The 26,858-nt window shown below is 45.1% G+C and carries 20 protein-coding genes and 1 pseudogene; 13 read left to right on the forward strand and 8 right to left on the reverse strand.

What is annotated here, in order from left to right; translation table 11 throughout:
* Positions 1-264 precede the first annotated feature (264 nt).
* On the reverse strand, positions 265-684 hold the full coding sequence (locus tag KFE98_00170) for a hypothetical protein (GenBank protein UTW62610.1): 420 nt from the start codon (positions 682-684) through the stop codon (positions 265-267).
* 210 nt (positions 685-894) lie between these two features.
* Between KFE98_00170 and KFE98_00175 the strand changes: the two genes are divergently transcribed.
* The 8 genes and pseudogenes from KFE98_00175 to KFE98_00210 all read left to right on the forward strand — a co-directional run bounded on the left by KFE98_00175 (position 895) and on the right by KFE98_00210 (position 8,798).
* On the forward strand, positions 895-1,593 hold the full coding sequence (locus tag KFE98_00175) for a 16S rRNA (uracil(1498)-N(3))-methyltransferase (GenBank protein UTW62611.1): 699 nt from the start codon (positions 895-897) through the stop codon (positions 1,591-1,593).
* Positions 1,590-2,252 (forward strand): DUF4159 domain-containing protein, encoded by a 663-nt coding sequence (locus tag KFE98_00180; GenBank protein UTW62612.1) that lies wholly within the window; start codon positions 1,590-1,592, stop codon positions 2,250-2,252. The genes KFE98_00175 and KFE98_00180 overlap by 4 nt, the downstream gene beginning before the upstream one ends.
* A 107-nt stretch (positions 2,253-2,359) precedes the next feature.
* Complete coding sequence (gene trkA / locus KFE98_00185) at positions 2,360-3,700, forward strand: Trk system potassium transporter TrkA (GenBank protein UTW62613.1); 1,341 nt, start codon at positions 2,360-2,362, stop codon at positions 3,698-3,700.
* 1 nt (position 3,701) lies between these two features.
* Positions 3,702-5,155, forward strand: a pseudogene (locus KFE98_00190) (TrkH family potassium uptake protein).
* Positions 5,156-5,206: 51 nt separating this feature from the next.
* Complete coding sequence (locus tag KFE98_00195) at positions 5,207-6,028, forward strand: ion transporter (protein UTW62614.1); 822 nt, start codon at positions 5,207-5,209, stop codon at positions 6,026-6,028.
* Between the two features lie 94 nt (positions 6,029-6,122).
* Positions 6,123-6,839, forward strand: coding sequence for a hypothetical protein (locus KFE98_00200; GenBank protein ID UTW62615.1), 717 nt, complete (start codon positions 6,123-6,125; stop codon positions 6,837-6,839).
* Between the two features lie 179 nt (positions 6,840-7,018).
* Complete coding sequence (locus KFE98_00205; GenBank protein ID UTW62616.1) at positions 7,019-8,116, forward strand: hypothetical protein; 1,098 nt, start codon at positions 7,019-7,021, stop codon at positions 8,114-8,116.
* Positions 8,117-8,231: 115 nt separating this feature from the next.
* A complete protein-coding gene (locus tag KFE98_00210; GenBank protein ID UTW62617.1) occupies positions 8,232-8,798 on the forward strand; it encodes a carbonic anhydrase in 567 nt (188 codons plus the stop codon).
* A gap of 3 nt (positions 8,799-8,801) precedes the next feature.
* Here KFE98_00210 and hutH read toward each other — a convergent pair whose 3' ends face one another.
* From hutH to ettA, 3 genes are read right to left on the reverse strand one after another with little or no spacing between them, the layout of a single operon-like run.
* The gene (hutH, locus tag KFE98_00215) at positions 8,802-10,280 is read right to left on the reverse strand and encodes a histidine ammonia-lyase (protein ID UTW62618.1); all 1,479 of its coding nucleotides are present in this window, start codon (positions 10,278-10,280) and stop codon (positions 8,802-8,804) included.
* Between the two features lie 10 nt (positions 10,281-10,290).
* The gene (locus KFE98_00220) at positions 10,291-11,625 is read right to left on the reverse strand and encodes a histidine--tRNA ligase (GenBank protein UTW62619.1); all 1,335 of its coding nucleotides are present in this window, start codon (positions 11,623-11,625) and stop codon (positions 10,291-10,293) included.
* A 3-nt stretch (positions 11,626-11,628) separates the two neighbouring features.
* Positions 11,629-13,317 carry an energy-dependent translational throttle protein EttA gene (gene ettA, locus KFE98_00225; GenBank protein UTW62620.1) on the reverse strand — a complete coding sequence of 563 codons (1,689 nt, stop codon included), beginning with the start codon at positions 13,315-13,317 and terminating at the stop codon, positions 11,629-11,631.
* Positions 13,318-13,768: 451 nt separating this feature from the next.
* Here ettA and KFE98_00230 point away from each other — a divergent pair, with 451 nt between their 5' ends.
* A complete protein-coding gene (locus KFE98_00230) occupies positions 13,769-14,344 on the forward strand; it encodes a fasciclin domain-containing protein (protein UTW64604.1) in 576 nt (191 codons plus the stop codon).
* A gap of 64 nt (positions 14,345-14,408) precedes the next feature.
* On the opposite strand, the gene KFE98_00235 is transcribed toward KFE98_00230, so the two are convergent.
* Positions 14,409-16,403 (reverse strand): flavohemoglobin expression-modulating QEGLA motif protein, encoded by a 1,995-nt coding sequence (locus tag KFE98_00235; GenBank protein UTW62621.1) that lies wholly within the window; start codon positions 16,401-16,403, stop codon positions 14,409-14,411.
* Complete coding sequence (gene gshB, locus KFE98_00240) at positions 16,396-17,424, reverse strand: glutathione synthase (protein ID UTW62622.1); 1,029 nt, start codon at positions 17,422-17,424, stop codon at positions 16,396-16,398. Before gshB ends, KFE98_00235 begins: the two co-directional genes overlap by 8 nt.
* Positions 17,425-17,541: 117 nt before the next feature.
* Here gshB and KFE98_00245 point away from each other — a divergent pair, with 117 nt between their 5' ends.
* The 4 genes from KFE98_00245 to KFE98_00260 are packed head-to-tail and all read left to right on the forward strand — an operon-like array spanning position 17,542 to position 22,450.
* The gene (locus tag KFE98_00245; protein UTW62623.1) at positions 17,542-19,188 is read left to right on the forward strand and encodes a hypothetical protein; all 1,647 of its coding nucleotides are present in this window, start codon (positions 17,542-17,544) and stop codon (positions 19,186-19,188) included.
* On the forward strand, positions 19,131-19,499 hold the full coding sequence (locus tag KFE98_00250) for a T9SS type A sorting domain-containing protein (protein UTW62624.1): 369 nt from the start codon (positions 19,131-19,133) through the stop codon (positions 19,497-19,499). The genes KFE98_00245 and KFE98_00250 overlap by 58 nt, the downstream gene beginning before the upstream one ends.
* Positions 19,500-19,514: 15 nt before the next feature.
* Positions 19,515-20,417 (forward strand): glycerophosphodiester phosphodiesterase, encoded by a 903-nt coding sequence (locus KFE98_00255; protein UTW62625.1) that lies wholly within the window; start codon positions 19,515-19,517, stop codon positions 20,415-20,417.
* Positions 20,414-22,450: an LTA synthase family protein gene (locus tag KFE98_00260; protein UTW62626.1), complete on the forward strand. Its 2,037-nt coding sequence runs from the start codon at positions 20,414-20,416 to the stop codon at positions 22,448-22,450. Before KFE98_00255 ends, KFE98_00260 begins: the two co-directional genes overlap by 4 nt.
* Here KFE98_00260 and KFE98_00265 read toward each other — a convergent pair.
* Both KFE98_00265 and KFE98_00270 read right to left on the reverse strand, forming a co-directional pair.
* Entirely contained in the window at positions 22,447-22,812 is a 366-nt protein-coding gene (locus tag KFE98_00265) for a cupin domain-containing protein (protein ID UTW62627.1), read from the reverse strand. The genes KFE98_00260 and KFE98_00265 overlap by 4 nt on opposite strands.
* The gene (locus KFE98_00270) at positions 22,812-26,639 is read right to left on the reverse strand and encodes a S8 family serine peptidase (GenBank protein UTW62628.1); all 3,828 of its coding nucleotides are present in this window, start codon (positions 26,637-26,639) and stop codon (positions 22,812-22,814) included. The genes KFE98_00265 and KFE98_00270 overlap by 1 nt, the downstream gene beginning before the upstream one ends.
* Positions 26,640-26,858: the final 219 nt, after the last annotated feature.

The raw sequence follows: 26,858 nt of genomic DNA on the forward strand, positions 1-26,858 counted from the left end.
ACTGTATGGAATTTCGAGAAGGGCAAAAGACTATCGTGGTTAATCATTTCCTATTTAGCCTCATTGATCTTAATACAGACACCTTGGCTAGGAGGGTAAAAAAAGACCTTATGGAACATAAATTCTCCTTCTACCCATGGATAAAGAGAAGGCTCCCGGAAAATAATGAACTTAAAACCTAACAATGGATTCAATCAAAAATCCCCCATCCAAAAAGGATGAGGGATCCCATATCTACCTCCAAAAATTGATGTTCAGCTTCTGCTAAAAGATGTGCAGAAACTGATTACAGGTGTGCCATTCGGCTGTGACAAAAGGTTGACACCCATTACATCCAAACGTGGGTCCGGATACACTGCTGGGCGCTCCCCAGGTACATCCAATACAACCACTCATAATATCAGCACCGGGAGCAATTCCTAAAGCTCCACCAGTACAATAGGGGAATGAAGTAATTTCAGCATAAATCCACTCGTATCCAGCTGGAGCAATGGCTCCTACTGAAGCTCCGCCGGATACGTTGTAGTTTACAACGAAGGGTGAGGCGGTGCAATTACCAGCAGGTACGGCATACATCTGAACAATGTAAGTACAGCTGGTTTGGTTCCAGATTTTCATGGCATTTTGAGCGTGCACTCCTACTGAAAAGAGCACAATGGCGCATAAAGTAATAATCGCTTTCATAGTATAGTTTTCATTATAGTTTAAAATAGGTGAAACTCTTCCCATCGGGAAAACCGGGAGGTAGTTAGTACAGTTTAGTTCGAAGGGTTGAATTTCGGACAACAATGTAGAAATTAAAACGGACTTTAAAAACCAGATTACCAGTCTATTCGACAACTCACCTTCAATTCCACCTGTTTCAGGGCAATTGTGTTATTTTGCTCCCCAGTTATGGCAGGACATCGCAGCTACATACCCACTGAGCTCCAAGGTGTGATTGAGGTTCCGGAAATGGAGTCCAAACACTTGTTTAAAGTACTCCGCATGAAAGAAGGCGATACGCTGGAAGTGGTGAACGGGAAAGGAGACTTGGCCCAGGCTCACTTGTCTTTGGGGCATGCTAAGCATTGTCAACTTACGATTGACTCAGTAAGTCATCAGGACCGCCGATCGGATAAGAAGATCACCATGGCCATTGCACCGACCAAGAATCTGGCTCGATTGGAATGGTTTGCCGAAAAGGCGGTGGAAATTGGCATTGACCGGATCGTCCCTATATTGTGTGAACACAGCGAAAGAAGGGTTCTAAAAACGGATCGCATCCAAAAAGTTTTGGTTTCGGCCATGAAACAATCCAAGCAGGTTTTCCTGCCTCAGCTGGATGATCTAACCCCGGTAAAAGCATTTATCGAACAACAGGAATCTGGAATAATGGCTCACTGCTCGGAGAGTGAATCCAAGGAGCCACTGGAAAAATTAGTTAAAAATCAGTCAGAAATCACCATCCTGATCGGACCTGAAGGAGATTTTAGCCCTTCAGAGATTACCTTTGCGAGAAGCCACGGTTTGTTGGAAGCCCGTATTGGAAAGTCGATTCTGAGAACGGAAACTGCCGGCATAGTGGCCTGCACCTTAGCCAATTGGACATGATGAGAATACTTCTTGCTTTCTTAATCAGCCTGGGAACACTGAATGCTTCTTCTCAGGATTTTCAAATTGCCTTGCTCAAATACAACGGTGGTGGCGACTGGTATGCCAATCTGGAAACTTCGCTTCCCAACTTGATTCAGTTTTGCAACATGACGCTCAAAACCAACATCAACCCGGAGCAAGCCATTGTGGAAGTAGGAAGTAAAGACCTGTTCAACTACCCGTGGATTCACATGACCGGACATGGAAATGTGGTGTTCAGCTCAGCAGAAGCCAGTAACCTGAGAAATTATCTGTTGGCCGGCGGTTTTCTGCACATCGATGACAACTATGGAATGGATCCCTACATCCGCAACCAAATGAAACAGGTATTTCCTGAACTCGAATTTGTGGAACTGCCCTACGACCACCCTATCTACCACCAAAAGTTTGACTTTGCCCGCGGACTCCCAAAAATTCACGAACACGATCAAAAAGCGCCTAAAGGTTATGGCCTGTTCTATGAAGGACGCCTGGTATGCTTCTACTCCTACGAATGCGACTTGGGTGATGGATGGGAAGATTCTTCGGTACACAACGATCCGGAAGAGAAGAGAATTGAGGCCCTAAAAATGGGCGCCAACATTATTCAATACTCCTTTAACGGTGAGGTTAATTAGTCCCATTTCGGGAATTCGATCCCCTTTCGTTTTTTTAAGCTCAAACATGACTTTCGTCTCTTTTCAACTGGCTGTTTCGTTGTAACTTTGCAGCGATTTTTTGAACGATGAAGATAGTTATCGCAGGAGCAGGAGAAGTTGGAGTTCATCTCGCCCGATTGTTGGCTGACCAATCCCAAGACATCATCCTAATCGACATGGATAAGCGCAGACTGCGCTATGCCGAATCACACACCGATGTATTAATTCACCGTGGTGACGCCACTTCTGTGACCGTCATGGAAGAAGCCCATGTTAATACCTGTGACCTGTTGATTGCTGCAACGGATTCGGAAACCACCAACATTACCGTTGCCATTTTAGGCAAGAAATTGGGCGCTAAGAAAACCATTGCCCGTATTACCAACACCGAATGGATTAAAAACTACGACCGATTGGGATTGGCCTCCCTTGGAGTAGATTCATTGATTTCTCCTGAACAACTGGCCAGTGAAGAAATTGAATACCTGGTTCGCCAATCCGCCTTTACCGATGCCTTTCAATTTGAGCAAGGAAAACTCAATCTGATCGGTATTCACATGGGTGATGGTGCTCCCATTATCAATAAAACTATTCGCCAGGCAGCGGATATGAATCCGCACCTCAACTTTATGGCCATCGCCATTCACCGGAATAATGAAACCATTATCCCAAGAGGTGACACCCTGATTCAAAAAGGGGATGACTGCTACTTCATTTCTCAGCGTGAAGGAATTTCCCGTGTGCTCAACCTTACCGGAAACGAATGCCGGAATCTGAAGCACGTAATGATTCTTGGAGGAAGTAAAATTGCCGAAAAAACCGCCCGTGCTCTTTGTCGGGATTACAAGGTAAAACTGGTAGAAAGCAATAAGGACCGCGCCATGGAACTTGCAGAATCTCTGCAAGGTGTCCTCGTGATTAATGGGGATGGTCGCGATGTGGAACTTCTGGAGGAAGAAAACATCGAGCAAATGGGTGTTTTTATTGCGGTAACCGGAAACTCGGAAACCAATATCATGTCCTGCCTTGTAGCCAAAGCTCACGGGGTGTCTAAAACCATTGCCTTGGTGGAAAACATGGAATACCTGCACTTGTCCAAAAATGTTGGTATTGATGTGTTTATCAATAAAAAATTGACAGCTGCCAGTAACATCTTTAAGTATGTGCGAAAAGGAAACGTAGTCTCCTCTACCATGCTTCGAGGTATCGATTCCGAGATTCTCGAATTTGATGTAAAGGCCGGTTCAAAAATCACCAAGAAGCCAATTCGTGATCTTAGGTTCCCAAAATCTGCTGTGATTGGCGGAGCTGTGCGCAACGGAAAAACCCTGATTACCATGGGAGACTTCCAGGCACAGGCAAGCGACAAGTTGGTTGTATTCTGTCTTCCTGGTTCTGTATCCAAAGTAGAGACCTTCTTCAAATAAGATGAGTAATATTCGGATAGTCGTTTATGTATTGGGCTTGCTTAGCGTTATCAATGGGCTTTTTATGCTCTTGGTTTTGCCAGTGACCATGATGGACGATTACCGGGCATTTTCCGCTTTCCTCATTTCTGGTTTGGTTTGGATGGGCTTGGGCGGATTAACTGTGTTAGCCACCCGCAATCATGAAAAAGTAATCCGAAAACGGGAAGGTTATCTCATCGTTACAACGGGTTGGCTGATTCTGGCTTTTACCGGTACCCTCCCTTTCATTTTGTCTGGTGCTATCCCATCTTTTACGGATGCCTTTTTTGAAACCATATCTGGCTACACAACTACCGGAGCCTCGATCCTCAACGATATCGAGTCCATGCCCGATGGGATTCTCTTTTGGCGCAGTATCACGCACTGGATTGGAGGTATGGGAATTATCGTGCTTACGATCGCCATTCTCCCCCTTTTGGGAATTGGAGGTATGGAGCTTTTCATTGCTGAATCTCCAGGTCCTTCAGCGGATAAACTACACCCCGAATTAAAGAAACAGCCAAACGACTGTGGGCCATATACGTGCTTTTTACCGGGTTGGAGACCTTGATGCTTATTGTAGGTGGAATGAGCGCCTTTGATGCAATTAACCACGCCATGTCTACCCTATCAACTGGAGGTTTTTCCACCAAGAATGCCAGTGTGGCCTACTACGAATCCCCTTTTATCCAATGGGTGATCATCCTGTTTATGTTTATCGCAGGAATCAACTTTTCGATGACCTATTTTGCGCTAAAAGGAAACTTAGGCCGCCTCTGGAAGAATGAAGAGTTTAGGTACTATACCTTCTTAAGTATTGGTATTGGCCTGTTTGTGGGAACGGTGATTTACATCATCCATCCCGGACTGAGTTTCGAACCGGCCATGCGTGAAGCCTTCTTTCAGGTAGTAGCCATCGGAACCACTACCGGTTTTGTGACCGGCGATTACACCAGTTGGACTCCCTTTATAACCGTTATCTTTTTCTGGCTCATGTTTACCGGTGCGTCTGCAGGATCTACCAGTGGTGGGGTGAAAGTGGTACGGCATATCATCATTTTCAAAAACAGCATTCTTGAATTAAAGAAGCTGATTCACCCTTCAGCCGTAATTCCGGTAAAGCTTAATCGCAAAGCCGTTTCAGAAGAAAGTGTATTCAACGTTCTTTCCTTCTTCCTCATTTACCTCATGATCTTCATCATTGGAGCCGTGGTTATGGCTTCAACAGGATTGGATTTTAAAACCGCCATTGGAGCATCTATTGCCTGTGTAGGTAATATCGGACCTGGATTGGGGAATGTGGGACCGCTGGATAACTATGCAGCCATTTCTCCTTTTGGCAAATGGTTTCTTTCCTTTTTGATGTTGCTTGGACGTTTGGAGTTGTTCACCGTTTTGATTTTGCTCACGCCATTCTTCTGGCGGAAGAACTGATCGGGGTAAGAACCCATCTCATTTTCTCATTTTAACTATACTTGTTCTATCATGGAGCAAAACCGCCCACCTTGGAAGGATAAAGTACACGAGGTCATTTTTGGTCATCACACCCTGGCTGGAAGAACCTTCGATGTCGCCTTGTTGATCACCATTCTGATGAGTCTTGCCGTAATTATGCTGGATAGTGTTTCCAGTATTGAACAGAAGTATGGCTTTTGGCTCGATATTCTGGAATGGCTGTTTACCGGTTTATTTACCATTGAATACATCCTTCGCATTCTAACCGCACATAATCCAAAACGCTACGTTACCAGCTTCTTTGGAATTATTGATCTCCTCTCCACCATTCCAACCTACTTCGGATTGTTTTTTGGGAGCTCTCACCTTCCCCAGGTTATCCGAACCTTTCGATTGATTCGTGTTTTCCGAATACTCGGGCTATCCTCCTACGTAGGTCAGGCCAATATGCTTGCCGAAGCCCTCAAAGCCAGTGTGCAGAAGATTATCGTCTTTTTGGTTGCTGTGGTGAGTATTAATGTGTTGTTCGGTACCATTATGTTTATGGTGGAAGGTCCGGAAAATGGATTTACGAGTATTCCGCGATCCGTTTATTGGGCCATTGTGACCATGACAACCGTAGGATATGGAGATATCGCTCCCCAAACTCCACTGGGTCAAGCTATTGCAGCTTTTGCCATGATCATAGCCTACTCCATAATCGCTGTACCCACCGGTATTGTTACGTTTAACCTCGCTAAGGCCGACGAAAAGCGAGAAAAAAAGAACGGTCCCATCACCTGTTCCAACTGCGGAAATGTGGAAGAAAAGACCGATTCAAACTTCTGTCGAAAATGCGGTGAACCGATATAAGGATTTCGCAAACCCCTCTTATCGTCCTGAAAATTATGCCGTTGAAATATTATCTAAGCATTATATTTGGATTCAGTCAGAATTAAATACCGCTATGAAAAAGTTATTTACCCTCGCACTTTCGGCCCTTTTAATGGGGTCAGTTGCCCAAGCCCAAGATGTGGGCATTACCGAAATTTTTGTCCTGTCGGATATTAATCCATGGACCCCTATCGACGGTGATTCCGCCGGTGTTGGAGACACCGTCGCCATCGGAATGACATTGCACAATTTTGGTTCCGGAATTTTGAACAATACCGATTCCGTTGCCATGGGTTGGAGTTTTAATGGTGTAAGCCAAGGAACTCTATCCGCACCACAGTTGGGTACCAATATTGTACCTACTCAAAGTGCAAACCTTATTGTAAACAACTCTTATATCTTCAATCAAACTGGAGATCTTAAGATTTGTGCCTGGACTTCCTATACTCCACTTGGAGGTGATCCAAACAAAGCCAACGATACGGCTTGTAAGACTTTTAAAATCTATCAGCCATTAATGTTGTCTGACGGACAATTGGAAGTTTCTCCAATGGCTGTAAATATTAGAAGTTTTAACAGCAGCCTGGCTTTGGAATTCATTTCCCAGGATTTTCACGAGTTGAAAGTGAACCTTTACAACTTGGTTGGAAACCGCGTATTTAGCCGCGACATTGAAGTGAACGGCTCATATACTGGCAGTTACGCTCTTGACATTCCTTCGGGAATATACATCGCTGAAATCCGTTCTGGAAACGATGTGGTAGCCACAGAAAAGATCTACTGGCGCTAAGATTATAGCACCACTTATACTGAAAAAGGCCCTCTTGTAAAAGGAGGGCCTTTTTTTATGTGAAAATGTTGCGATTTGAACCAACCCTAGGTAAAAGTCCGCTGTTAGTTTCGACAATCGCGATCCATAAATCGCGGTATTTTTTTGAATAACACGGCTTCGGCCCTAAAAAACATGTCATGCAAAAATTTGCACTACTTATTTTTACACTTTTACTTACCTCTACAGGAATTCTCCAGGCACAGACTTACGATGTTGCCATGGGAACTCTTTTCTCACCAGCCAACAACGACACAATCAGCAACAACATCGAAGTAATCCGTTTTTCTTACACCAACAATGGTGATACCCTAAAGGGTGCCAATGGTGATACTGTACGTTTTGTTATGTACGTAGATGGAACTCGCTACTTGACTTTAACCCGTGACATGAGTACTGACTTTAACGCTGGTGCTACTGATACGGTATCTGCCCTTTCCGTATTCTCTAACATCGCTCCAGGAGTACACAACTTCTGTATCGTTTCTACTTTGGTAGGTCAGTCAGACAACAACGCTAACAACGATACCATTTGCTCCTCTACTACTGTAGAAGCTTTTGATCTTTCTGTACAATCTTTCGCAATTGACACTCCAGCGTTGAATCCTGGTGATTCAGTTGAAATCGGAACGGCTATCAACGCTATTTCTTTAACTGTTCGCAACAACGGAAACGTGACTTTCTTGGGTCAGTTTGACTTCAACTCTCAGAGCTTGATTCTTCCATTTTCTATTACCGTTGATGGCGCTACAAGCAACTTGCGTATTACAAGTACTCAGCAGAACCCAATTAACATTGGCCCTGGACAAACAACTACCATCCGTGGAAGTATTCGTTCCTTAGGTCTAACTGCTCCTACCACGGTTAAGAACTTCGACATCTGTATGGCTACCGAATTGGCTATCGATGGTGACAGTACTAATGATTCTTCTTGCGAAACTTACAAGACTTTCGAGCAAGCTACACAGCCTAACTCTGTAAGCGAGCTGAACAACGATGGAAACTGGAACATTTTGTCTGCTAATCAAACTTTGACTTTGACTGGTATGGCTCAAGGTCACCAAGATTTGGAAATGCGTGTATTGTCTATGACTGGTGCTCAAATCATGAGTCAAAACATGAACGTTGAAGGCGAGGTTAACGAAGTGGTTTCTTTCCACGCTCCTGCTGGAATTTACCTGGTACAGGTAAGCAACTCCAACGAAGTAGTTCACGCTCAGCGTGTCTATGTAAAGTAACATAAGCTTTACCTTATAAAATGAGAGATCCCTCTATCCATCGGATAGGGGGATTTTTTTGTGCCTGAACCAAACCAATCCTTTTCTATCTTAGCAGAACTAAAAAGAAAACACTATGATTACAGCATCAGAAGCATTGGACCGACTGAAGGAAGGTAACCAGCGATATACCCAAGACCAATTGACTCATCCTAATAGCGACCAAGACCGCAGAGCCAGTCAGGTAGGTGGTCAAGAGCCTTATGCCATTATTCTAAGTTGCGCCGATTCAAGAGTTGCTCCTGAATTGATCTTCGATAAGGGAATTGGAGAAATCTTTGTCATTCGTGTTGCTGGTAACACGGCAAACCCAAGTTCGATGGCCTCTATTGAGTACGCAGTGGCACATCTAAAAACTCCACTTATTGTGGTGTTGGGTCACCAAAATTGTGGTGCCTGCGCAGCCGCCATCGCTGGAGGTGACAATGGACCAAACCTGAATCACCTACTTGGATTTATCAATCCAGCAGTAGAATCAGCAGGAAGCGATCAGGTGAATGACGTAGTTCGCGAAAATGCCCGTTTACAAGCCACTCAATTGTTGGCCGATTCAGCCATCATTAAGGATGCTGCTGAACAAGGAAATGTACAAATCGTTTCGGCCTACTACAGCCTCGAAAACGGTGAAGTCCACTTCGACTAAGAATTAGTCGAGAAAGGCAATCGATTTTTTGATCAATACATGCAGCTCGGTGTCCTTTTCAACGAAGGGCACCGTCTGTCTGTATACACTCACCCATTCCTCCAATTCCGGAGAACTTTTCAACGGCCTTCTAAACTCCAAGGCCTGAGCTGCATTCAGTAATTCAATTCCCAACACCCGCTGAAGGTTTTTTACCACCCGCTGACACTTGGTAGCTGCATTGGCGCCCATAGATACGTGATCTTCCTGTCCATTGGATGAATCGATGGTATCGACGGATGAAGGCGTACAAAGCTGCTTATTTTGGCTTACAATGGATGCAGCGGTGTACTGAGGAATCATAAAACCAGAATTCAAACCTGGCTCAGCCACCAAGAAGGCCGGCAAACCACGTTGACCTGAAATCATTTTATATACCCTTCTCTCCGAAATAGAGGCCAATTCCGCACAGGCAATACTCATTTGATCAAGTACCAAGGCTAAGGGCTGTCCATGAAAGTTTCCACCGGAGATGATCTTATCCTCTTCTGGAAAAATGGTAGGGTTGTCGGTAACCGCGTTAATTTCATTTTCAACCACAGACAGGATATACTTCAAAGCGTCTTTGCTCGCCCCGTGAACCTGGGGGACACAGCGGAAGGAATAAGGATCCTGAACATGGGTTTTGCTCTGCTCAATAATTTCACTTCCAATCAGGTAATCTCGGATACGGGTGGCTGTTTCAATTTGTCCCTGGTGATTGCGAATGTGGTGCAAACTCGGATCAAAAGGCTCGGGTCTACCGTCAAACGCATCTAAAGACAGGGCTGCAATCTTATCTGCCTTTTCAGATAGTTCGGTTGCCTTCAATAAGTTCCAAACGGCCAAGGCACTCATAAACTGAGTTCCATTTAGCAAGGCCAACCCTTCTTTAGATTGTAGCTCAATGGGTTCCCAGCCAATACTTTCCAAAACATCAGCTGCTGGTTGAATCTTTCCTTCGAAGGTTACCTCTCCTAAACCGAGAAGTGGCAAAGCCAAATGAGCCAGAGGGGCTAAATCTCCAGAAGCACCTAAGGACCCTTGCTCGAAAACTACGGGTAGCACATTGTGGTTGTAGAAATCAATTAATCGCTCTACGGTGATCAATTGAACCCCGCTGTGGCCGTAAGAAAGACCTTGAATTTTCAAGAGCAACATCAATTTGACTACCTCAGGATCTACCTGATCACCGGTTCCACAGGCATGAGACATGACCAGGTTTTTCTGCAACTGGCTGAGGTCTTCCCGAGAAATCGAATGGTTGTACAGAGATCCGAATCCGGTATTGATTCCGTAAATCGGCTCTTCCTGGGTATCCATTTTACGATCCAGGTATTCGCGACAGGCTACAATTTTGTCACGGGCGGAATCACTTAAATGCAATAGTCGCTCCGATTGAATGATGTCACGAATCGTGGTTAGGGTTAGTCGTTCTGAGGAGATCAAATGATGAACCTTCATGTATAAGCTCTTATTTGGATTGTAATCTTGCTATTAAATCTTGAACGGATACCGAATCCTGGGTCCCCGCCTTCATATCTTTTACGGTTAGCAGTCCATTTTCCATTTCCTGCTCCCCTACCAAAACGACGTAAGGTACTTGCTTGTCGTTGGCATATTTCATCTGTTTGCGCATCTTAGCGCTATCCGGATAAATTTCGGTACGAATTCCCGCCTGCCTTAACTCTGTGGCCCACTTCATACATTGAGCCGCCTCTGCCTCCCCAAAGTTGACGAAGAGCACATCTGTGGTAGAATCCAGATCAGCTGGAAAGAGTTCCTTTTTCAAAAGCAAATCGTAAATGCGATCAGCGCCAAAGGAAACACCTACTCCGGATAGAACCAATTTGGGATCAAAAATCCCGGTTAGGTTGTCGTATCGTCCACCACCACAAATACTGGAGTTAAAATCGGGGTGAGTTACTTCGAAAATGGCTCCGGTATAGTAGTTCAATCCTCTGGCCAAAGTAGCGTCAAATTGTACTCCTTTAAGATCCAGATTTTGTACGTAGTCGATCAAAAAGCGTAACTCTTCTACTCCCTTTTGCCCCATTTCTGAATCGGCAAATAGGTCATTCAATGCATCTAAGGCTTCAGCTCCATCCTGTGGAAGGTTGAAAACCGTTTCCAACTTTTGAATGGCCTCATCAGGAATTCCTTTTTCACGTAACTCCTTCTCTACTCCTTCGCGACCTACTTTATCCAATTTGTCCAAAGCAATGGTGATGGTCATCATGTTGTCACTCTGACCGAGAATATCGGCGATTCCCTGAAGAATTTTCCGGTTGTTCAACTTGATGGTCACTTCCGGTAATTTCAAACGGGAAAACACTTCATTGATCACCTGAATCAACTCCACCTCATTGAGCAAACTCTCCGAACCGATCATATCAATATCACATTGATAGAATTCTCGGTACCTTCCAGCTTGAGGTCGATCCGCACGCCATACCGGTTGAATCTGGTAACGCTTAAAAGGAAAACTCAATTCATTGCGGTGCTGTGCAACCATACGTGCAAAGGGTACGGTTAAGTCGTAACGCAACGCTTCCTCGGAGCGGATATCCGATCCGGCATTTTTCAATTTCTCACCACGCGGCATGATTTTGAAAATCAAGCGATCCCCTTCTTCACCGTACTTTCCCATCAGCGTTTCGGTCAACTCCATGGCAGGAGTTTCGATGGGAGCAAATCCGTAAGTATGAAATACCGATCGAATGGTATCGAATAGGTAATTTCTCCGGCTTGCCTGGAGGGGTAAAAAATCGCGGGTCCCTTTCGGGGTATTTAGTCGTTGTTTGGCCATGGTTTAGTCTCTAACCAATTTTTTGTACTTCAATCTTTTCGGGGTAATGTCACCCAATCGTTTGCGTTTGTTCTCTTCGTATTCGGAGAAGGATCCTTCAAAGTACTTCACCTGAGAATCGCCTTCAAAGGCCAGGATGTGCGTACAAATCCGGTCGAGGAACCAGCGGTCGTGCGAAATAACCACGGCACATCCGGCAAAGTTCTCCAACGCTTCTTCCAAAGCACGGAGGGTGTTTACATCAATATCATTGGTAGGCTCATCGAGCAACAGCACGTTGGCCTCCATTTTCAAGGTCATAGCCAGGTGTAGACGGTTACGCTCTCCACCCGAAAGGATGTTCACCTTCTTCTGCTGATCGCCACCACCAAAGTTGAATTTGTTGACGTAAGCCCGAGAGTTGATTTTATGCGATCCGATTTCCAACCATTCGTTGCCACCGGAAATCACTTCGTATACTGTTTTGTTCTGATCGATGTCCGCGTGGGTTTGATCTACGTAGGCCACCTTAACGGTGTCTCCCACATTAAAGCTTCCACTGTTCGGCTCTTCCAATCCCATAATCATGCGGAAAAGTGTGGTTTTACCTACACCGTTTGGACCAATGATTCCTACAATACCGTTTGGTGGTAGTTTAAAATTCAGGTCTTCGTACAACAGACGATCGTCAAATCCTTTGGAAACCTCAACAGCTTCAATAACCTCAGATCCCAAACGTGGTCCAGGTGGAATGTAGATCTCCAGGTTTTCCAATTTATCCTTGCCTTCGTCGGCCAACATTTTCTCGTAGTTAGAGATACGAGCCTTCGATTTCGTTTGACGTGCTTTCGGAGCCATCTTCACCCATTCCAACTCTCGTTCCAGGGTTTTACGGCGTTTACTTTCCTGCTTTTCTTCCTGAGCCAATCGCTTGGCTTTTTGATCCAACCAACTGGAGTAGTTTCCTTTCCAGGGAATCCCCTCACCTCGGTCGAGTTCGAGAATCCATCCAGCTACATTATCCAGGAAGTAACGGTCGTGAGTAATCGCGATTACCGTACCCTTATACTGTTGCAAGTGCTGCTCTAACCACCAAATGGACTCAGCATCCAAGTGGTTGGTAGGCTCATCCAGTAATAGGATATCCGGTTCTTGCAGCAACAGGCGACATAGAGCCACCCGACGTCTTTCCCCACCAGATAGGTGAGCAACCTTGGCATCAGAATCCGGACAGCGAAGAGCATCCATGGCCACTTCCAGCTTGTTGTCCAATTCCCAGGCGTTGTGCTGTTCAATCAGGTCATTCAATTCTCCCTGGCGATCGATCAGCTTTTGCATTTTATCCGGATCTTCCATTACGGCAGGATCCATAAAAGCGTTGTTTACTTCTTCGTATTCTTTGAGTACATCTACTACTTCCTGAACACCCTCTTTTACCACTTCGATCACGGTTTTATCCGCATCCATTTCAGGTTCCTGAGCCAGGTAACCCACCGAGTAGCCTGGAGAGAAATGAATATCTCCCTGAAAGGATTTCTCTACTCCCGCGATGATTTTCATCAAGGTTGACTTACCGGATCCGTTCAATCCAATAATTCCAATTTTCGCTCCGTAGAAAAAGGAGAGGTGAATGTTTTTCAAAATCTGACGCTGAGGCGGAATTACCTTAGAAATTCCGATCATGCTGAATATTATCTTCTTATCGTCTGACATGTGTAGTAAAATTTGTTCTGGAACCCCTTCAAGCCGGCTGTATGAGGGCTTGAAGCAAGGCGGTCAAAAGTAAGGTTTAATGATGACACCACAGTAAGGGTGATTCGGGGAAAAATGGAGCTAAAGCTGATAAAAATCATATTTGGCCCTGCACCATCTCATAGCTGTCCAATATACCCCTTTGCATCTTTGATATTCTTAAACGTGATGCGAACCAAGTGGTTGAAATTTCTGATCTTAATCGCTTGGGTCAACCCTGCAAGTTTTCCGCCAGGAAAACGCAAGTCAAGAGAGCGCCTGTATGTTCCCGACAGGCGCTTTTTGTTTTTACACACCTCGTAAACCTCTGAATATCAGGTGACATTTATCACAATTTAGGCTATCAAGACTCATAGAATATCGCTGGGATATGTCGCACCTTTGAAATTCACCCATTAAAAAAACAGAAATGATGTACAGATGGAAATTAGCAGAAATCGGGCTTTTCGTTATCAGCATCGTTCTGCTCAGTAGCTGCACGAATGATAGCGCTCCGGTTAGCCAAGCCAGTGTATCAACCCAAACCGAAGAACCTAAGGAAGTCAAAGGTCAGGCTTTTGTATCTGACGAAGTATCCCAGCAAAACATTGTACAGATCGCGGTAGGATCTCAGGACCATACTACTCTGGTAGCCGCTGTTCAAGCAGCAGGATTGGTAGATGTTTTAGCCAACAATGGACCGCTCACAGTGTTTGCTCCAGTTAACGCAGCATTTGATGCACTGCCAGATGGAACGGTTGACAACCTGCTTTTGCCGGAAAACAAATCCAGCCTCATTTCCGTCATCCACTACCATGCAGCGCCTGGAACCTATAAAGGTGACCTGCTCAAGGATGGAATGGACCTCTACATGGCGCAAGGAGGCAACGTAAAGATTACCCGAGAAGGCGAAGATGTATTCGCTAATGGAAATAAAATTTTGGCAACGATCGATGCCACGAATGGAGTGATCCACGTGATCGACGGAGTACTACTCCCTCCACAGTAAGATGTGTTATTTTGAATGGAAAGAAGGCGCTCGGTTTTAAATCGGGCGTTTTCTTTTCTCTTTTTTACTTCAAGCCGGATAACACGTAAGAAAGATTCGGATGAATGTCTACCGGATCATTGAAAGGCTTGGTTACATAATGAGGTTTTGACAAAATCTTCCGCTCAATCATCTCATTAATCGTATCGTGAAATTCCAAAGAAGTCTTCCCGATCAGCAGGTTATCCAACTTTACCCCCGCTTTGTACCGCTTAAGCACCCGACGGAAACCTTCCAGATACAAATGCTCTTTAGTAAATCCGCCTCCACGGTGAACACGAGTACTCAGGTTAAACGCCCGGTCCCGATCCAATTGAAAATCTTCGTGCAGCATCTTGAACGTTTCCACAAAGGATGCTCCATCGACCACCGACTTTACTGCAAAAACCCGATGAGCCAATTCCCATAACCGAGTCATTCCCATACTTCCCGAAAGCAATTCGCTAAGCACAGCCAATCCTTCCTGCGTCATGGTATTTCTCGGCAAGCCTACATTAAATATTTTAAGGGGTTGAATATTGGAATTCATAGTGGTTACCATGTGCACCCCTATTTCATGATTTCCTAAAGCCTGTAGAGAACGCTGGCTAAACTGCGCGCCTTTCTTCAAAACAACCGTTTTTCGAGCATTCAATACCGTTGCTGGTGAAACTACCCGATCGCTTACCTTAATCTTAAATTCGAACCCATACTCGTTACCCAAAGACCGAAATAGGTCTGAAGCGTCTTCCACATCCAAGTCGGCATTTTCTTCTACCGTTTGAAAATCCGGGCAGTACAGCAAATAGCGGGCATTGTCAATATCCTTGGCCGAAGGCTCTCCAAAATAGCGAAGGGAGTTAAACTTAAACTTGGAAGTACCCAAAGTGGACAGCATATCAATTTTGTCCATGTAAGCCTGAGCTACTTCCTTGTACAGGTTTTGGATAGAAATATCACGAATATCCTCAATGGGCAATTGAGACAAGGTACGCTTCAGTCGCCAGGTATCGAGGTGAATCTGTTTGTAATGAAACTGAGGAATCCGCTGGTAGTTGGAAGCATAAAAACGCCTTCTTTCCTGTTCCAGATTTACCGGGTTGACGAATTCCAACAATTCAAAATCGCGTACCGTTCGATACAGAAGGCGGTCAATTTTAGAGATGGTCTCTGAAAGGGTTCCACTCAACAGCTCCGATTTCTTCTTGATTCGGTACGTGGTCTTCTTCTTGGAAAACTGAGAGGTGTGGTTAAGAATAGCTCGCTTAAATCCCTGGTGCAGGGCTTCGATCACTTTTGGGAAACTCTCCCCGGTAAGTTCATCGCAATACACTTTCTTGACCTCAGTGGCGAGCACCAAAATATCCTCAAATCTCTTGGAGACATGCTCCAGTAGATATCCTCTGCCGTAGAAGATTCCGTTGATCTGGGTCAGGTTGTGGGTATTCGGCAATTTGATTTTGCTCAGCTCGTCTCTCCATTTTTCAACCTGAGCACCAAACTTGTGCTGGTCTACCCGTTCGCTTCCGATATTGAAAACAGGTGTTTCCCGATCGTGGCGTTTGTAGTTGTAGGAGTGAATGTCGTAAACCAAACCACCGGAAAAACGATCCATCATGGCTGCGCACAACGCGTCAATTACCTGGTAAAAAGCGGCATGTTTATCTAAACTCTGTTGTTTTTCCTGATCTGAAAGTGAGCGGGTCCAAACTTGTTTGCCCCAGGCTTCTTCAAAAACGGCGCCTTCTGGCCCCCGATTCAAATCGTATTCGTAGCGCGAATCCATGCCTTCGATGGTCATCGGGAAGGAACGGACAAAATCAATGGTATAGGGATCTTCCTCATACCATCTTTCGTATTCGCTAAGGGCACTTATTTCTTCTAATTCCGGTCTCAATCCATGGCCATTGTGAATAGCGGCACATAGAAAGGGAACGTACTTTTCAATTTTTATTCGGAAGGAGCGGTCTTGAGAAATGGCCTCAAAGGTTTGGCCACTTTCTATTTTTTGGATGATCTCATCAACTGATAACCTAAGCATTGTCTACCGTTTGCCTGAACATGGCTTTGCGTTTTAGGGCTTCTTCCTTGTTCACAACAACCCCTTCAGCAAAGTCCAAAATTTTGGCTGCAATATTAGTGCGATTCAAGTTACTGATGGCTACTACACCGCCAGGACTGCACACATTTACTTCGATCAGTTTTCCATTGATAATATCAAGACCTACAAAATACAATCCATCGGCTACCAGCTTAGGACCGATAATCTCACAAACCTTTTTCTCTTGCCTGGTCAAATGGTGTTTTTCCATACGGCCACCCGCCGACAAATTGGAGCGGATATCATCTTTTGCGGGAACACGGCGAAAAGCTCCCATGGGCTTTCCATTGAGCATAAGAACACGCACGTCACCTTGCTCGGCCCCTTCTACAAATTCCTGGATAATTACATAACTCTTCTCGCCATCCTTACCAGCGATGTAGAAGTCCAGTAGGGAATTGATATTCTGTGTCGCATTCTTTTCAATAACAATTACTCCACTTCCTCCCATACCATTGAGCGGCTTCATGATCATCCGTTCTGATTTGGACTCCTGAATCACCTTCTTGAGGTACGTTTTGTTTTTGGATACATGAGTAACCGGAATGATCTCGTTGTTTGGATCATCAAAGGCAGCCGTATACAATTTGTTATTGGCCTCTCTCAGCCCTTGAATATCGTTCACAATGAACACATCATTTCTAACCGAATCCAGGAAATTAAGTGCTATGTTGTCAATCGGAGGATTGGCACGCATAAAGATGATATCGAATCCAGCAAGGGGTAACAATTGATCCCTAAACCTCACCTTCTTAAAAAAGGCTGAAGTTTTACTGGCCACCTTATCCGCCTTGATAACGACCTGGCAAAAAGCCGACGTTACCGAATTACGAATAGTTAGAGCTCCGGGAGTGGTAATGGCCACCGTGTGCTTACGCAAGGCAGCTTCATGAACCATTTTTACAGTCGAGTCTCTGTCATCAGCCTGTTCCCAGGGATACATGATAAAGCAGATGTTCATTTCCTACGGTTATTATGGGTGTTGTTCCTTCCAAATTAAGAGAAATTTTCCCGATGATAAAAGACCTCCGAATCAATTTAAAAAAGATTTTGCCTTCAATTCTTGTAAGTTTGTGACATGAACAGTTCTTCAAACTTGCCGAAAGGCATTCATCTACTGCTACTAACCCTTATTATGGGTTCAGGATTAATGGCGCAAACTTCTTTTAGAAAACAGACCTATGAAGCCAAATTCATCCGGTCTTTTGAGCCCACATCGGTGAAAACTTCTTTTGCTCCAAGACTTCAAAGTCTGGAGGCACCCAAACCGGGAGGAGAAGGTTACCACGATTTTCTGGCCCGCGTAAAAGAGCAGGTAACCGCAGACTTTCCGATCCAGGAAAGAAACACGGCTGTGAGAGGAACACAATCGGCGGATTCGCCTCAAATTTTGGATGGCTTCGGATTGACTTGGGAACACCCGACCAATGGCACGACTTACCATGCTGGTGGAAGACCAAATGACAATACCCTGGCTTTATCTGAAGATGGATATCTGCTGACCTCCTGGAATACCTTGATTTACGCCCACGACATGAATGCGGATACGGCCATGTACAAGCCCAATCCCTTTTTCAATGCTATTTCATTTGCGCAGTTTGCTGATACACTTTCCACCAGTGCTCCTTTCGATCCTAAGATCCTGTACGATCCGATTGAAAAGCGCTTTATCCTGATGTATCTGAGTGGTCGTACTCCACAAGACAGCAAAACGATTCTTGGCTTTTCCACTTCCACCAACCCTACTGATCCCTGGAACCTTTATGAAATTGACGGAAATCCCTTGGATACCAATTTCTGGTCAGACTACCCCCAAATTGCCATTACCAAAGACGAACTGTTTTACACCGTAAACCTATTGGAAGACGGCCAAAGCTGGATTCACGGTTTTAGAAGTACCCTGATTTGGCAGATCGATAAGAAATCAGGCTACCGCGGCGATGCAACTTTGACGCTGGATTTGTGGGATGAGATTAACTACAATGGTAAACCTCTTCGTTACTTCCGCCCGATTAAAAACGGATCTGGGCCCGCTGGACCGAATATGTACTTTATTTCAAACCGAAGTATTCCGGTTGACTTTGGAGATACCCTGAGCTATTCCAACGATTCCATCTTTCTGATCGAAGTGACGGATACCAAAGCCAGTGGAAATGCAACTTTGGTGGTTCGCCCAGGTAAGGCCAATGCCCGTTACCACACTCCACCGGCAGCTCGTCAGGCCACTGGAGCTCAACCCTTGTTTACCAATGACGCACGGGTATTGGGAGGATTTTTGCACAATGGAGAAATTCAGTTTGTTGGAAACACACTCGATTCCACTTCGGGTCGATGTGGCATCTACCATGGTATTATCAAAAACCTGAATGGTCCAATCGACGTTTCCCTGGAAATTATTGGAGACGATAGCCTTGATCTTGGATTCCCCAATATCACCTACTCCGGAATCAATGCCAGTAACCAAAGTGCTTTGATTGGTTTTGACCATTCCAGTCCGAACCATTTTGCAGGAAATGCAGTGGTTTATTACGATGGTAAAGGAAACTACTCGGAAGTGAAACGCGTCATTGACGGCGAAGGTTATGTGGATGTGATTAACGGAACTTCTGAACGATGGGGGACTACTTCGGAATGCAACGTGATTTTAATCGTCCCAAGTCAGCTTGGTTGGCAGGCTATTTTGCTAAAACCAATAACGAAAGTTCAATCTGGGTATCGCATGTAAGCACGCCGGCTGACCCGGATGATCCCTTCCTTTCGGTACAAGAAACAGCTAAGAAACAAACAGCATTGGTTTTCCCTAATCCGGTTGATCACCAGTTTAAAGCCCGCATCGAATTAGATCGTCCTGAGGTTCTACAGTTCTCGATTTACGATGCGCAGGGCAAATTGGTTCGTCATCTATTAAAGCAACAGGCCAAAACAGGCGTTAGTGAGTTTTCCTTCTTCACCTTTGATTTGGATCCAGGAGTATACATCCTACGCATAGAAGGCGATTTGGGCACTCAAATGAGTCATCAGGTAATGAAGCGATAGATTCGGTTTTATCCCATGGTGTTTCGCTACAGCCTCATTCTTTCCCTATTCATTTTCGGGGCGTGTACCTCAGTACCTCCAGCTCAGGAGGAATTGGCCTTACCCCACGTTCTGGGCCATCGCGGCAGTGGAAGCGGTTGTCGGGTAATGGGACAAGATAGTATCTGCGAAAACAGCTATCCAGCCGTCATTATGGGATTGGACCACTATCAAGGAGTGGAAGTCGATATTCAGATGAGTGCCGATGGAACCCTCTGGATGTACCACGATGCTTTAATGATAGATCAAGACTCAAACCAACTTTGCATTCCTCAATCCGGAGATTTTGAAATTCGCCAAATGGCCAGCCGCGTTCGTGCCTACAAATACCTGGCTCCCTTAGATACGATTTTTGACTACCACCGTAAATATGGTCTTCTCCAATCTATTTCTCTGGACGTTAAAGGGTATTTCTCCGAGGCGTGTTTTCCCGGTCAAAATGCCGATCAGAAATACTTATTAGGCTTAGCTGATTCATTGGTCCAACTCATTCATCGGTATGAGATGACTCCCTTTGTGATGGTAGAAACAGACTACCAGGATGTATTGGATCGGATTCGCTCCCGATCGGATTCCATTCCCTGTTACCTGCTGGCTTATGGCCACTGGGAAAAGGCCAAACAGATTATTCAGGAGAAAGGTTATCAGGGTTTGTCCTACTCCTTCTCCGATCCCGAATTGACGCCTGAAAAAGTTGAAGCCGTCCGAAAAGCGGGGTGGAAAGTACAGATTTGGACGCCTAATGGCCGGGAGGCACTCTATCAAGCGTGGAGTTTGCAACCCGATTATATCCAAACAGATGATTCCAAAGCCGTTAGATGGATTCAGCAGTGGAATGATTCTTTGTACTCGCTAAGGACACCTAAAACGCCTTCATGATTCGCCGCCTGGAAGCCTACGCCACCGAATATTTGAGGGTAATCTTAATCACCCTACTGCTGCTCGTATTGCTTCGCGTGGTCGAATACCTGGCTTGGACTGTTCACTTCCAGATGGATATTGGCTTAGATGTGTTGTTTTCCCGAAGTATCAATTTTGATGTGCTGCACACCATTTGGATCTCTTTGTGGTGCCTTCCCGGTTTCCTTCTGCTCTCTTTCCTCCAAGCAAGCTGGGCAAAGGCCTTACTAAGAACCGGTGCTCTACTCTATTTTTTCGCGATTTTGGTAGACACGATCTATTTTCTGATTTCTCAAACGCTGCTAACTGGAAGCGTATTGGAGTTTCAACTACAGGAGATCTTCAAAATTGTTTTGGCCGAATTCTCCCTAAACCGCCTTCCGGAAACACTCGGGTTACTTCTTTTTTTAGGGTTGGCAATTGGGTTATATTTCTTCCCCAAAGGCTCTCTCCCACTAACCCTTAAACGGGTCGGATTTGCCCTTTATGCCGTAGCGCTCATTGTAACCTGGGGAAATCGCAGTCATCAGTTTAAGGAATTGAAGTACTTCGATTCCACCTTGAAGTTTCAGTTAGGTAATTCCAAATGGGTCTACTTTTTTAAGAGTCTTAAAGATTCCACAGAAGATCCGGATCAGTTTTCGGCATTCGAACTGAGCAAGCGCATTCCGGCCTGGCAATCCAAAAATCCCAATTTCCATTATGTGGATCAGCAGTTTCCATTGATTCACCAAGGTTCAACCCAAAATGTATTGGCCCCTTTCTTTCCGAAGGGCGATAAACCGCCAAATATTGTTCTGGTCATTACGGAAAGTCTCTCCGCTTCATTTGTTGGAGACTCCACCCAAGTGGGTAACTTGATGCCTTTTACCGATAGCCTGTTGCACGAAAGTTTATACTGGCCCAATTTTCTGTCCAATGCAGAACGGTCTTATGGCGCCCTCCCTTCCCTTTTGGCCTCCTCCCCTGCTGGAATCGGTGAGCGTGGGTTTGTAAACATGAAGGTGGAGCTGGACAGTGGGCAACGATACCCGAATCAGTTATCTCTTATTTCCCTGCTCAAAGACAATGGCTACCATACGCATTTCTACTATGGCGGCTGGATCGACTTTGACAATATTGGCGTGTATTTGCGTCATTTGGGTATTGATGAATACAGCAGTGATGTAGATTTTGATCCGGAAGTTTACTTGAAAAATGATGGCTCCCGAAACAAGATGGTCTGGGGATACAACGACAAAGATGTCTTTCGATTTTCGTTGCTTGAAATGGACCAATCAGCCCGTCCAAAACCCTACCTAAACATTTACCAGACCCTGAGCATTCATAGCCCATTCAACCTGGTAGAAGAGCATTATTACGACCAAGAATTCCAACAAAAGCGGATAGATCAATTACCTAACATCGATCGAGAACGCGTAAGCAAGATACCGAATGCTCCTCTGGCCTCTATTCTGTTTGCGGATGATGCATTGAGGCAATTTATGCAGGCCTATCAACACCGCCCGGATTTTGAGGAAACGATCTTTATCATTACCGGTGATCATGCCATCGACTTGGGATTGGATCAAGGGCCATTTAAGAATTACCGCATTCCGCTCATGATCTATTCTCCAAATCTTAAGCGAACGGGGCATTTTCCGGGCTTGCATTCTCATTTGGACGTATTGCCCAGTCTTCAGGCCTTGCTTCAGGAGAATTATGGTCTTTCTTTTCCAGGCAATCAGCCCTGGATGGGGAATGGCCTGGACACCGTGCCCACTTTCCAATCCAATCAGATTATTCCGCTGAATATCCAAGCCATGGAGTTACCCAATTTCGTGTATCGCAATCAAGTGGTTTGGGGCAACGAGGTATACCGCATTCAATCGAACCTAAGCCTTATTCCAGAACCCGATGCCGTTCCTCGCGAAGAGGCCATGAAAGCCTTTGAGGATTACCGGTACATCAACCAATATGTCTGCCGATCTGATAAAATCTGGCCAGCACCTGTGAAGCAGCTCGAATTCTAAATGCGATCCAATTCCTTTTGGGTTAATTCACTTTCAGTATCCCCGGTGTTCAATGTTTCCTTAGGTTCAAACAGCATGACCGAAACTTCTTCATCGGCCACCGGCTTGTGCTCCACTCCTCTGGGAATTACAACCATTTCACCAGGATTTAAAACCAAGGTCTTATCCCTCAATTCGATTTTTAACTGGCCACTGATCACGTAGAACAATTCATCTTCAGCATCGTGTTTATGCCAAATGAACTCTCCTTTCAACTTGGCCAACTTTACCAATTGACCGTTGAGCTCTGCGACAATTCTCGGATTCCAATGGTCGGAGAAAAGGCCTAATTTTTCAGATACAACAACCTTTTCTACAGCCATTAGCGGTGAATGAGTGTACGTCGAACCACCTGAGCTTCAGATTCCAATTCAAGTATATAAGTTCCAGCTCGTAAATGATCCACCTGCAGAATGACCAAAGACTGTCCATTCACCTCAGAAGACGCTACCGTTCTTCCGAGCGGATCCACCAAACGAATGGTTCCAACCTCAGCAGGCCATTCGCTCAAATCCACATGTAGTTGCTGGTCCATTGGAACGGGGTAAATGCTCAGGGCATCATTGCCTTCCCATTCAGTCACGCTGGTTTCAAAAATCTGAATTCCACGTTGAACAGAATCAACACCGCATTCATTCTCTACTTTGAGCTTTACCAGGAATATTCCATTCTGACCATAGTTGTGAGTGGGGTTAGCAACCGTATCTGTTCCTCCATCACCAAAGTCCCAAGACCAGCTATTAGCTACCTTGGAAGTATCGGTAAAGTCCACTGTAAAACCGTTTTGCTGTTTCCATTCAAATCCTGCCAATGGCGCATCAATGAAATTAATATCATCAAGGGCCATATCACTGCGGAAGTTGTTTCCGGTTCTTCCAACCAAGCGAATTTGAATGACTTTACCTACATAGGCACTTAAATCAACTTCTTGATTCAACCAGCTTCCGCCCTTGTTTCCAGTAAGCGGGGTAAAAATATCTTCTACCCAGGCACCATCTACCAGAATATCACCAGAAAGGGTTCCCATGTTGCTACCATTCATATGGTACCAGAAGGACAATTTAGGTGCATAGGCATTGGACAAATCAATACATGGAGAAATGAGGTGAGCTTCGTGGTCGTAACAACCTGATGCTTCCAGGTACAAGTATTTTCCTAAAGGAGATGTCGTTGTGTGATCAACTACGGGCCCTGTACTGTTAGAAGGAGTAGTTCCGCTATTCACCCGCCAGTCTATATCGTCAACCACATCGTTGGCTTCATTCAACCAACCATCAATCAAGTCACAAACCTCGGCACCACAATCTGATTCGGTTCCGCAATTCGTAAAATTCTCGAAATCTGTACGGTGACAAGCGGAGTAGGTTACCCCTGAAATCATGTCTACGCTGGCATCGAGAGTATCGTTGAATACATTTTGATCAGGACTGTAGTCCAAAGTTACTTCAATGTCATTGGGGCCAATACTCAACGTAGGTTTATGCGTGAAGGTGTAATCCACGTCTGTACCTGGAGCAATCGGTAAATTGAAGGTTTCGGTAACCGCATTTCCATTCACATCCAAAATGAGATCGAAGTTCGAGCTATTCACTCCACCGGCATTCTTCACTTTCACAGTCACCTCTAAATCGGATCCTTGAGAACAGCTTTGTACCGTGGAAAGATTGGATACAAATTCCACCAATTCCAGGTCTTCATCCAATTGACAGTTGAGCAATCCTGGCGCCTTGCGAATAGCTTCAGATCTGCGGCTCACGGCATCATCAGGACCGTGGGCGCTCACAGCAAACCAGTATTCGGTATAGGGATGATAGTTATTGGTGATGTAAACATTAGGATTTGTAGTTGTAGCAATTGAGTCCATGTATTTAGCTCCCAAACGATAAACCGTATAATGAGTAGCACCTGGAGTTGGAATCCATCGTAGCTTCAAGGTATCCGGACAGGCACGCTCAACACTCATAGCAGTAGGAACATGCATAATGGAAAACAATTCACTCTCATCAACAAGGTTGCCATTGATAATGCGAATAATGGCTTTACCCGTATTGGTAATTCCACTTGGCACAGTCCATTGGTAATAACGCTGATTCGGCGGCACGTTGGCCAAAACCGTCCAAGAATTTCCAGAATCCAAAGACAACTCAATATCAAATGGATCGTTTCCATCGGGAGCCGACCAGCGAATGGTTTCAGATTCAGAAGGAACCCATTTCTCGCCGCCAACGGGGTATTCAAGCACTACTGCTTCTTCCTCTACCCACCAGGTGAGGTAGAAAGATTGTTTTCCCATTGGAATTTGATGCGCTTTGATGGTCACCTGATAATTACCAGGAAGCGGTGAATCGATAACCACTTGTTCAATGTTATTTAAGCGATCCACTCTTTCAATAGCAGGGTCAGCTACATTAGCAGGATTGTGATCCGGTACTAATGGAAGGTGAGATTGTCCTAATGGCTCAGACACACGAATATCCAAGTCATTAACCAAAGGATTGGAAGATCCAACCGCTCCTGGAGGATCGTTCCACACCAACATAAAGCGAACACTTCCAGGCTGATTTCCTGGAACCTGAACCGTAATATTCATGGAGTCGCCATTGGAAAGTGAATCCAGTTTATAATTCTTCGATTCGATCACCTTGTAGGCCTTACGAGCATTTACCCGACCAAATCCATAAACAAAGTCAGCGCCCTTCTCACCGAGGTCATCGGCAGTGTTGCACAAAATTCCTTTCATCAAGGTCGCATCCGGATACTGATTGCTGTTATGCTCCTTAAAGGCTTGATAAAGAACAGCCATGGTTCCTGAAACGCCAGGACAAGACATCGATGTTCCTGTTTTACGTACATAGTTGTGATCATTGGTGGTGGACATCACATCCGTTCCTACCGCCGTCACATCAGGCTTAATTCGCCCATCAGCGGCTGGACCACGGCTACTGGAAGTATTGATCTGATCCAAGTGATTTAGGTTTCCAACGGTGATTACGTTTTTGGCCACCTTGTGCCCACCGGTGATATTACCCCAAAACTGTCCGGCTCCGTAACCGCAATTCGAGGTCCCACTGTTTCCAGCTGAAAACACGTGAGTAAGGTCTTCCATGTCATTGGTTTGAACATCCAACTCTCGGGCAAGGGAGGTATATCCGGCATTACATCCATTGGAATAAGAAGTAGAGGTAATTCTAATCTCATGTTTGTTGTAATGGCTATACGCTGAGTCAAATCCAGGGTATCCTTGACCTGCTGCTCCATATACATAAAGAATCGAAGCCGGGGCCATTCCCTGGTATTTTGGGTTCAGGTTACCAGCTGCCATAATGGTACCACCCGTGTGGTCTCCGTGATCACCTGTGTTGAAATTGACGTATTGCATGCCAATCCGTCCTTGGTAATCGATGTGCGGACCGATGATTCCATCATCCTGTAGCATGACGTGAATACCTTCCCCATTTAGATCTTTGGACAATCCGGTGGTGGTGCGGGACAAAGCTGATACTCTGTGCGTGGCTGCTGCCCGATCGTTTTCAGGTTCGCCAGGAGCATCAATAGGCTCAATGTATTGAATAGCAGCAAGCTCTCCCAAATTGCGCAGGTTTTGAGGAGGCAAATAAGCTCTAAGCAATCCGGCTTTCTCGTTTACTTTTTCAACCGATCCAGCGAGGTATTCGATGTTCGCCACGACATGGGCTGGATTGATGCCTTCATGAAGTTTGATATTGATCATCAACAAACCGTCTTCCAAGGCATGCTCTGGATAAGGTAATTGAACCAACTCTGGTTGCAATTTGGCTACATAGGGAAGTTCCAAAACCGATCGAATTCCCAAACCAGACCAATCCTGCTCAATGGCCTGATCGTCAACGGCCACAAAGTAGGCCAGGTTTGGCATGTATTCCAACAACTGGATGCCTCGTTGCTCAAGCGTCAATTGTACCTCCTGGTTAGGAATGGACAAAAACTGGATAATTCCATATCGCTTTCCCTGATAACGGTCCAACGAAGCCAGATCCTTATTGAAATCGGAGGAAACCTCTGGAGTTAGTTCCAACGATTTAAAAGAAAGTGTATAGTTCTGTTGTGCATAGGTCACTGTTGAACATAGCAAAGTCACCAGCACAACCTGAAGAAATTTAAAACCTGTCATTTAGCGCAATTTTGAGCGCCTGAAATTACCTAAAAATTGGATTGGTTATAGAAGGTCTTCTATATTTTGAACAGAATGTAAGAGAAATGTCAGGAGAGACGCATTCGAATTTTCAATCTTGATTCGACCCCGATGGCCATCGGGAGAGATGCGAGATGTGAGATTGGAGATTACCTGCGGTGATTGCTTTGCTCTGAGTTCGAGATTGAAGATTGGAGA

It is taken from the genome of bacterium SCSIO 12741 (assembly GCA_024398055.1).
In the GTDB taxonomy this organism is placed as follows: domain Bacteria; phylum Bacteroidota; class Bacteroidia; order Flavobacteriales_G; family Salibacteraceae; genus SCSIO-12741.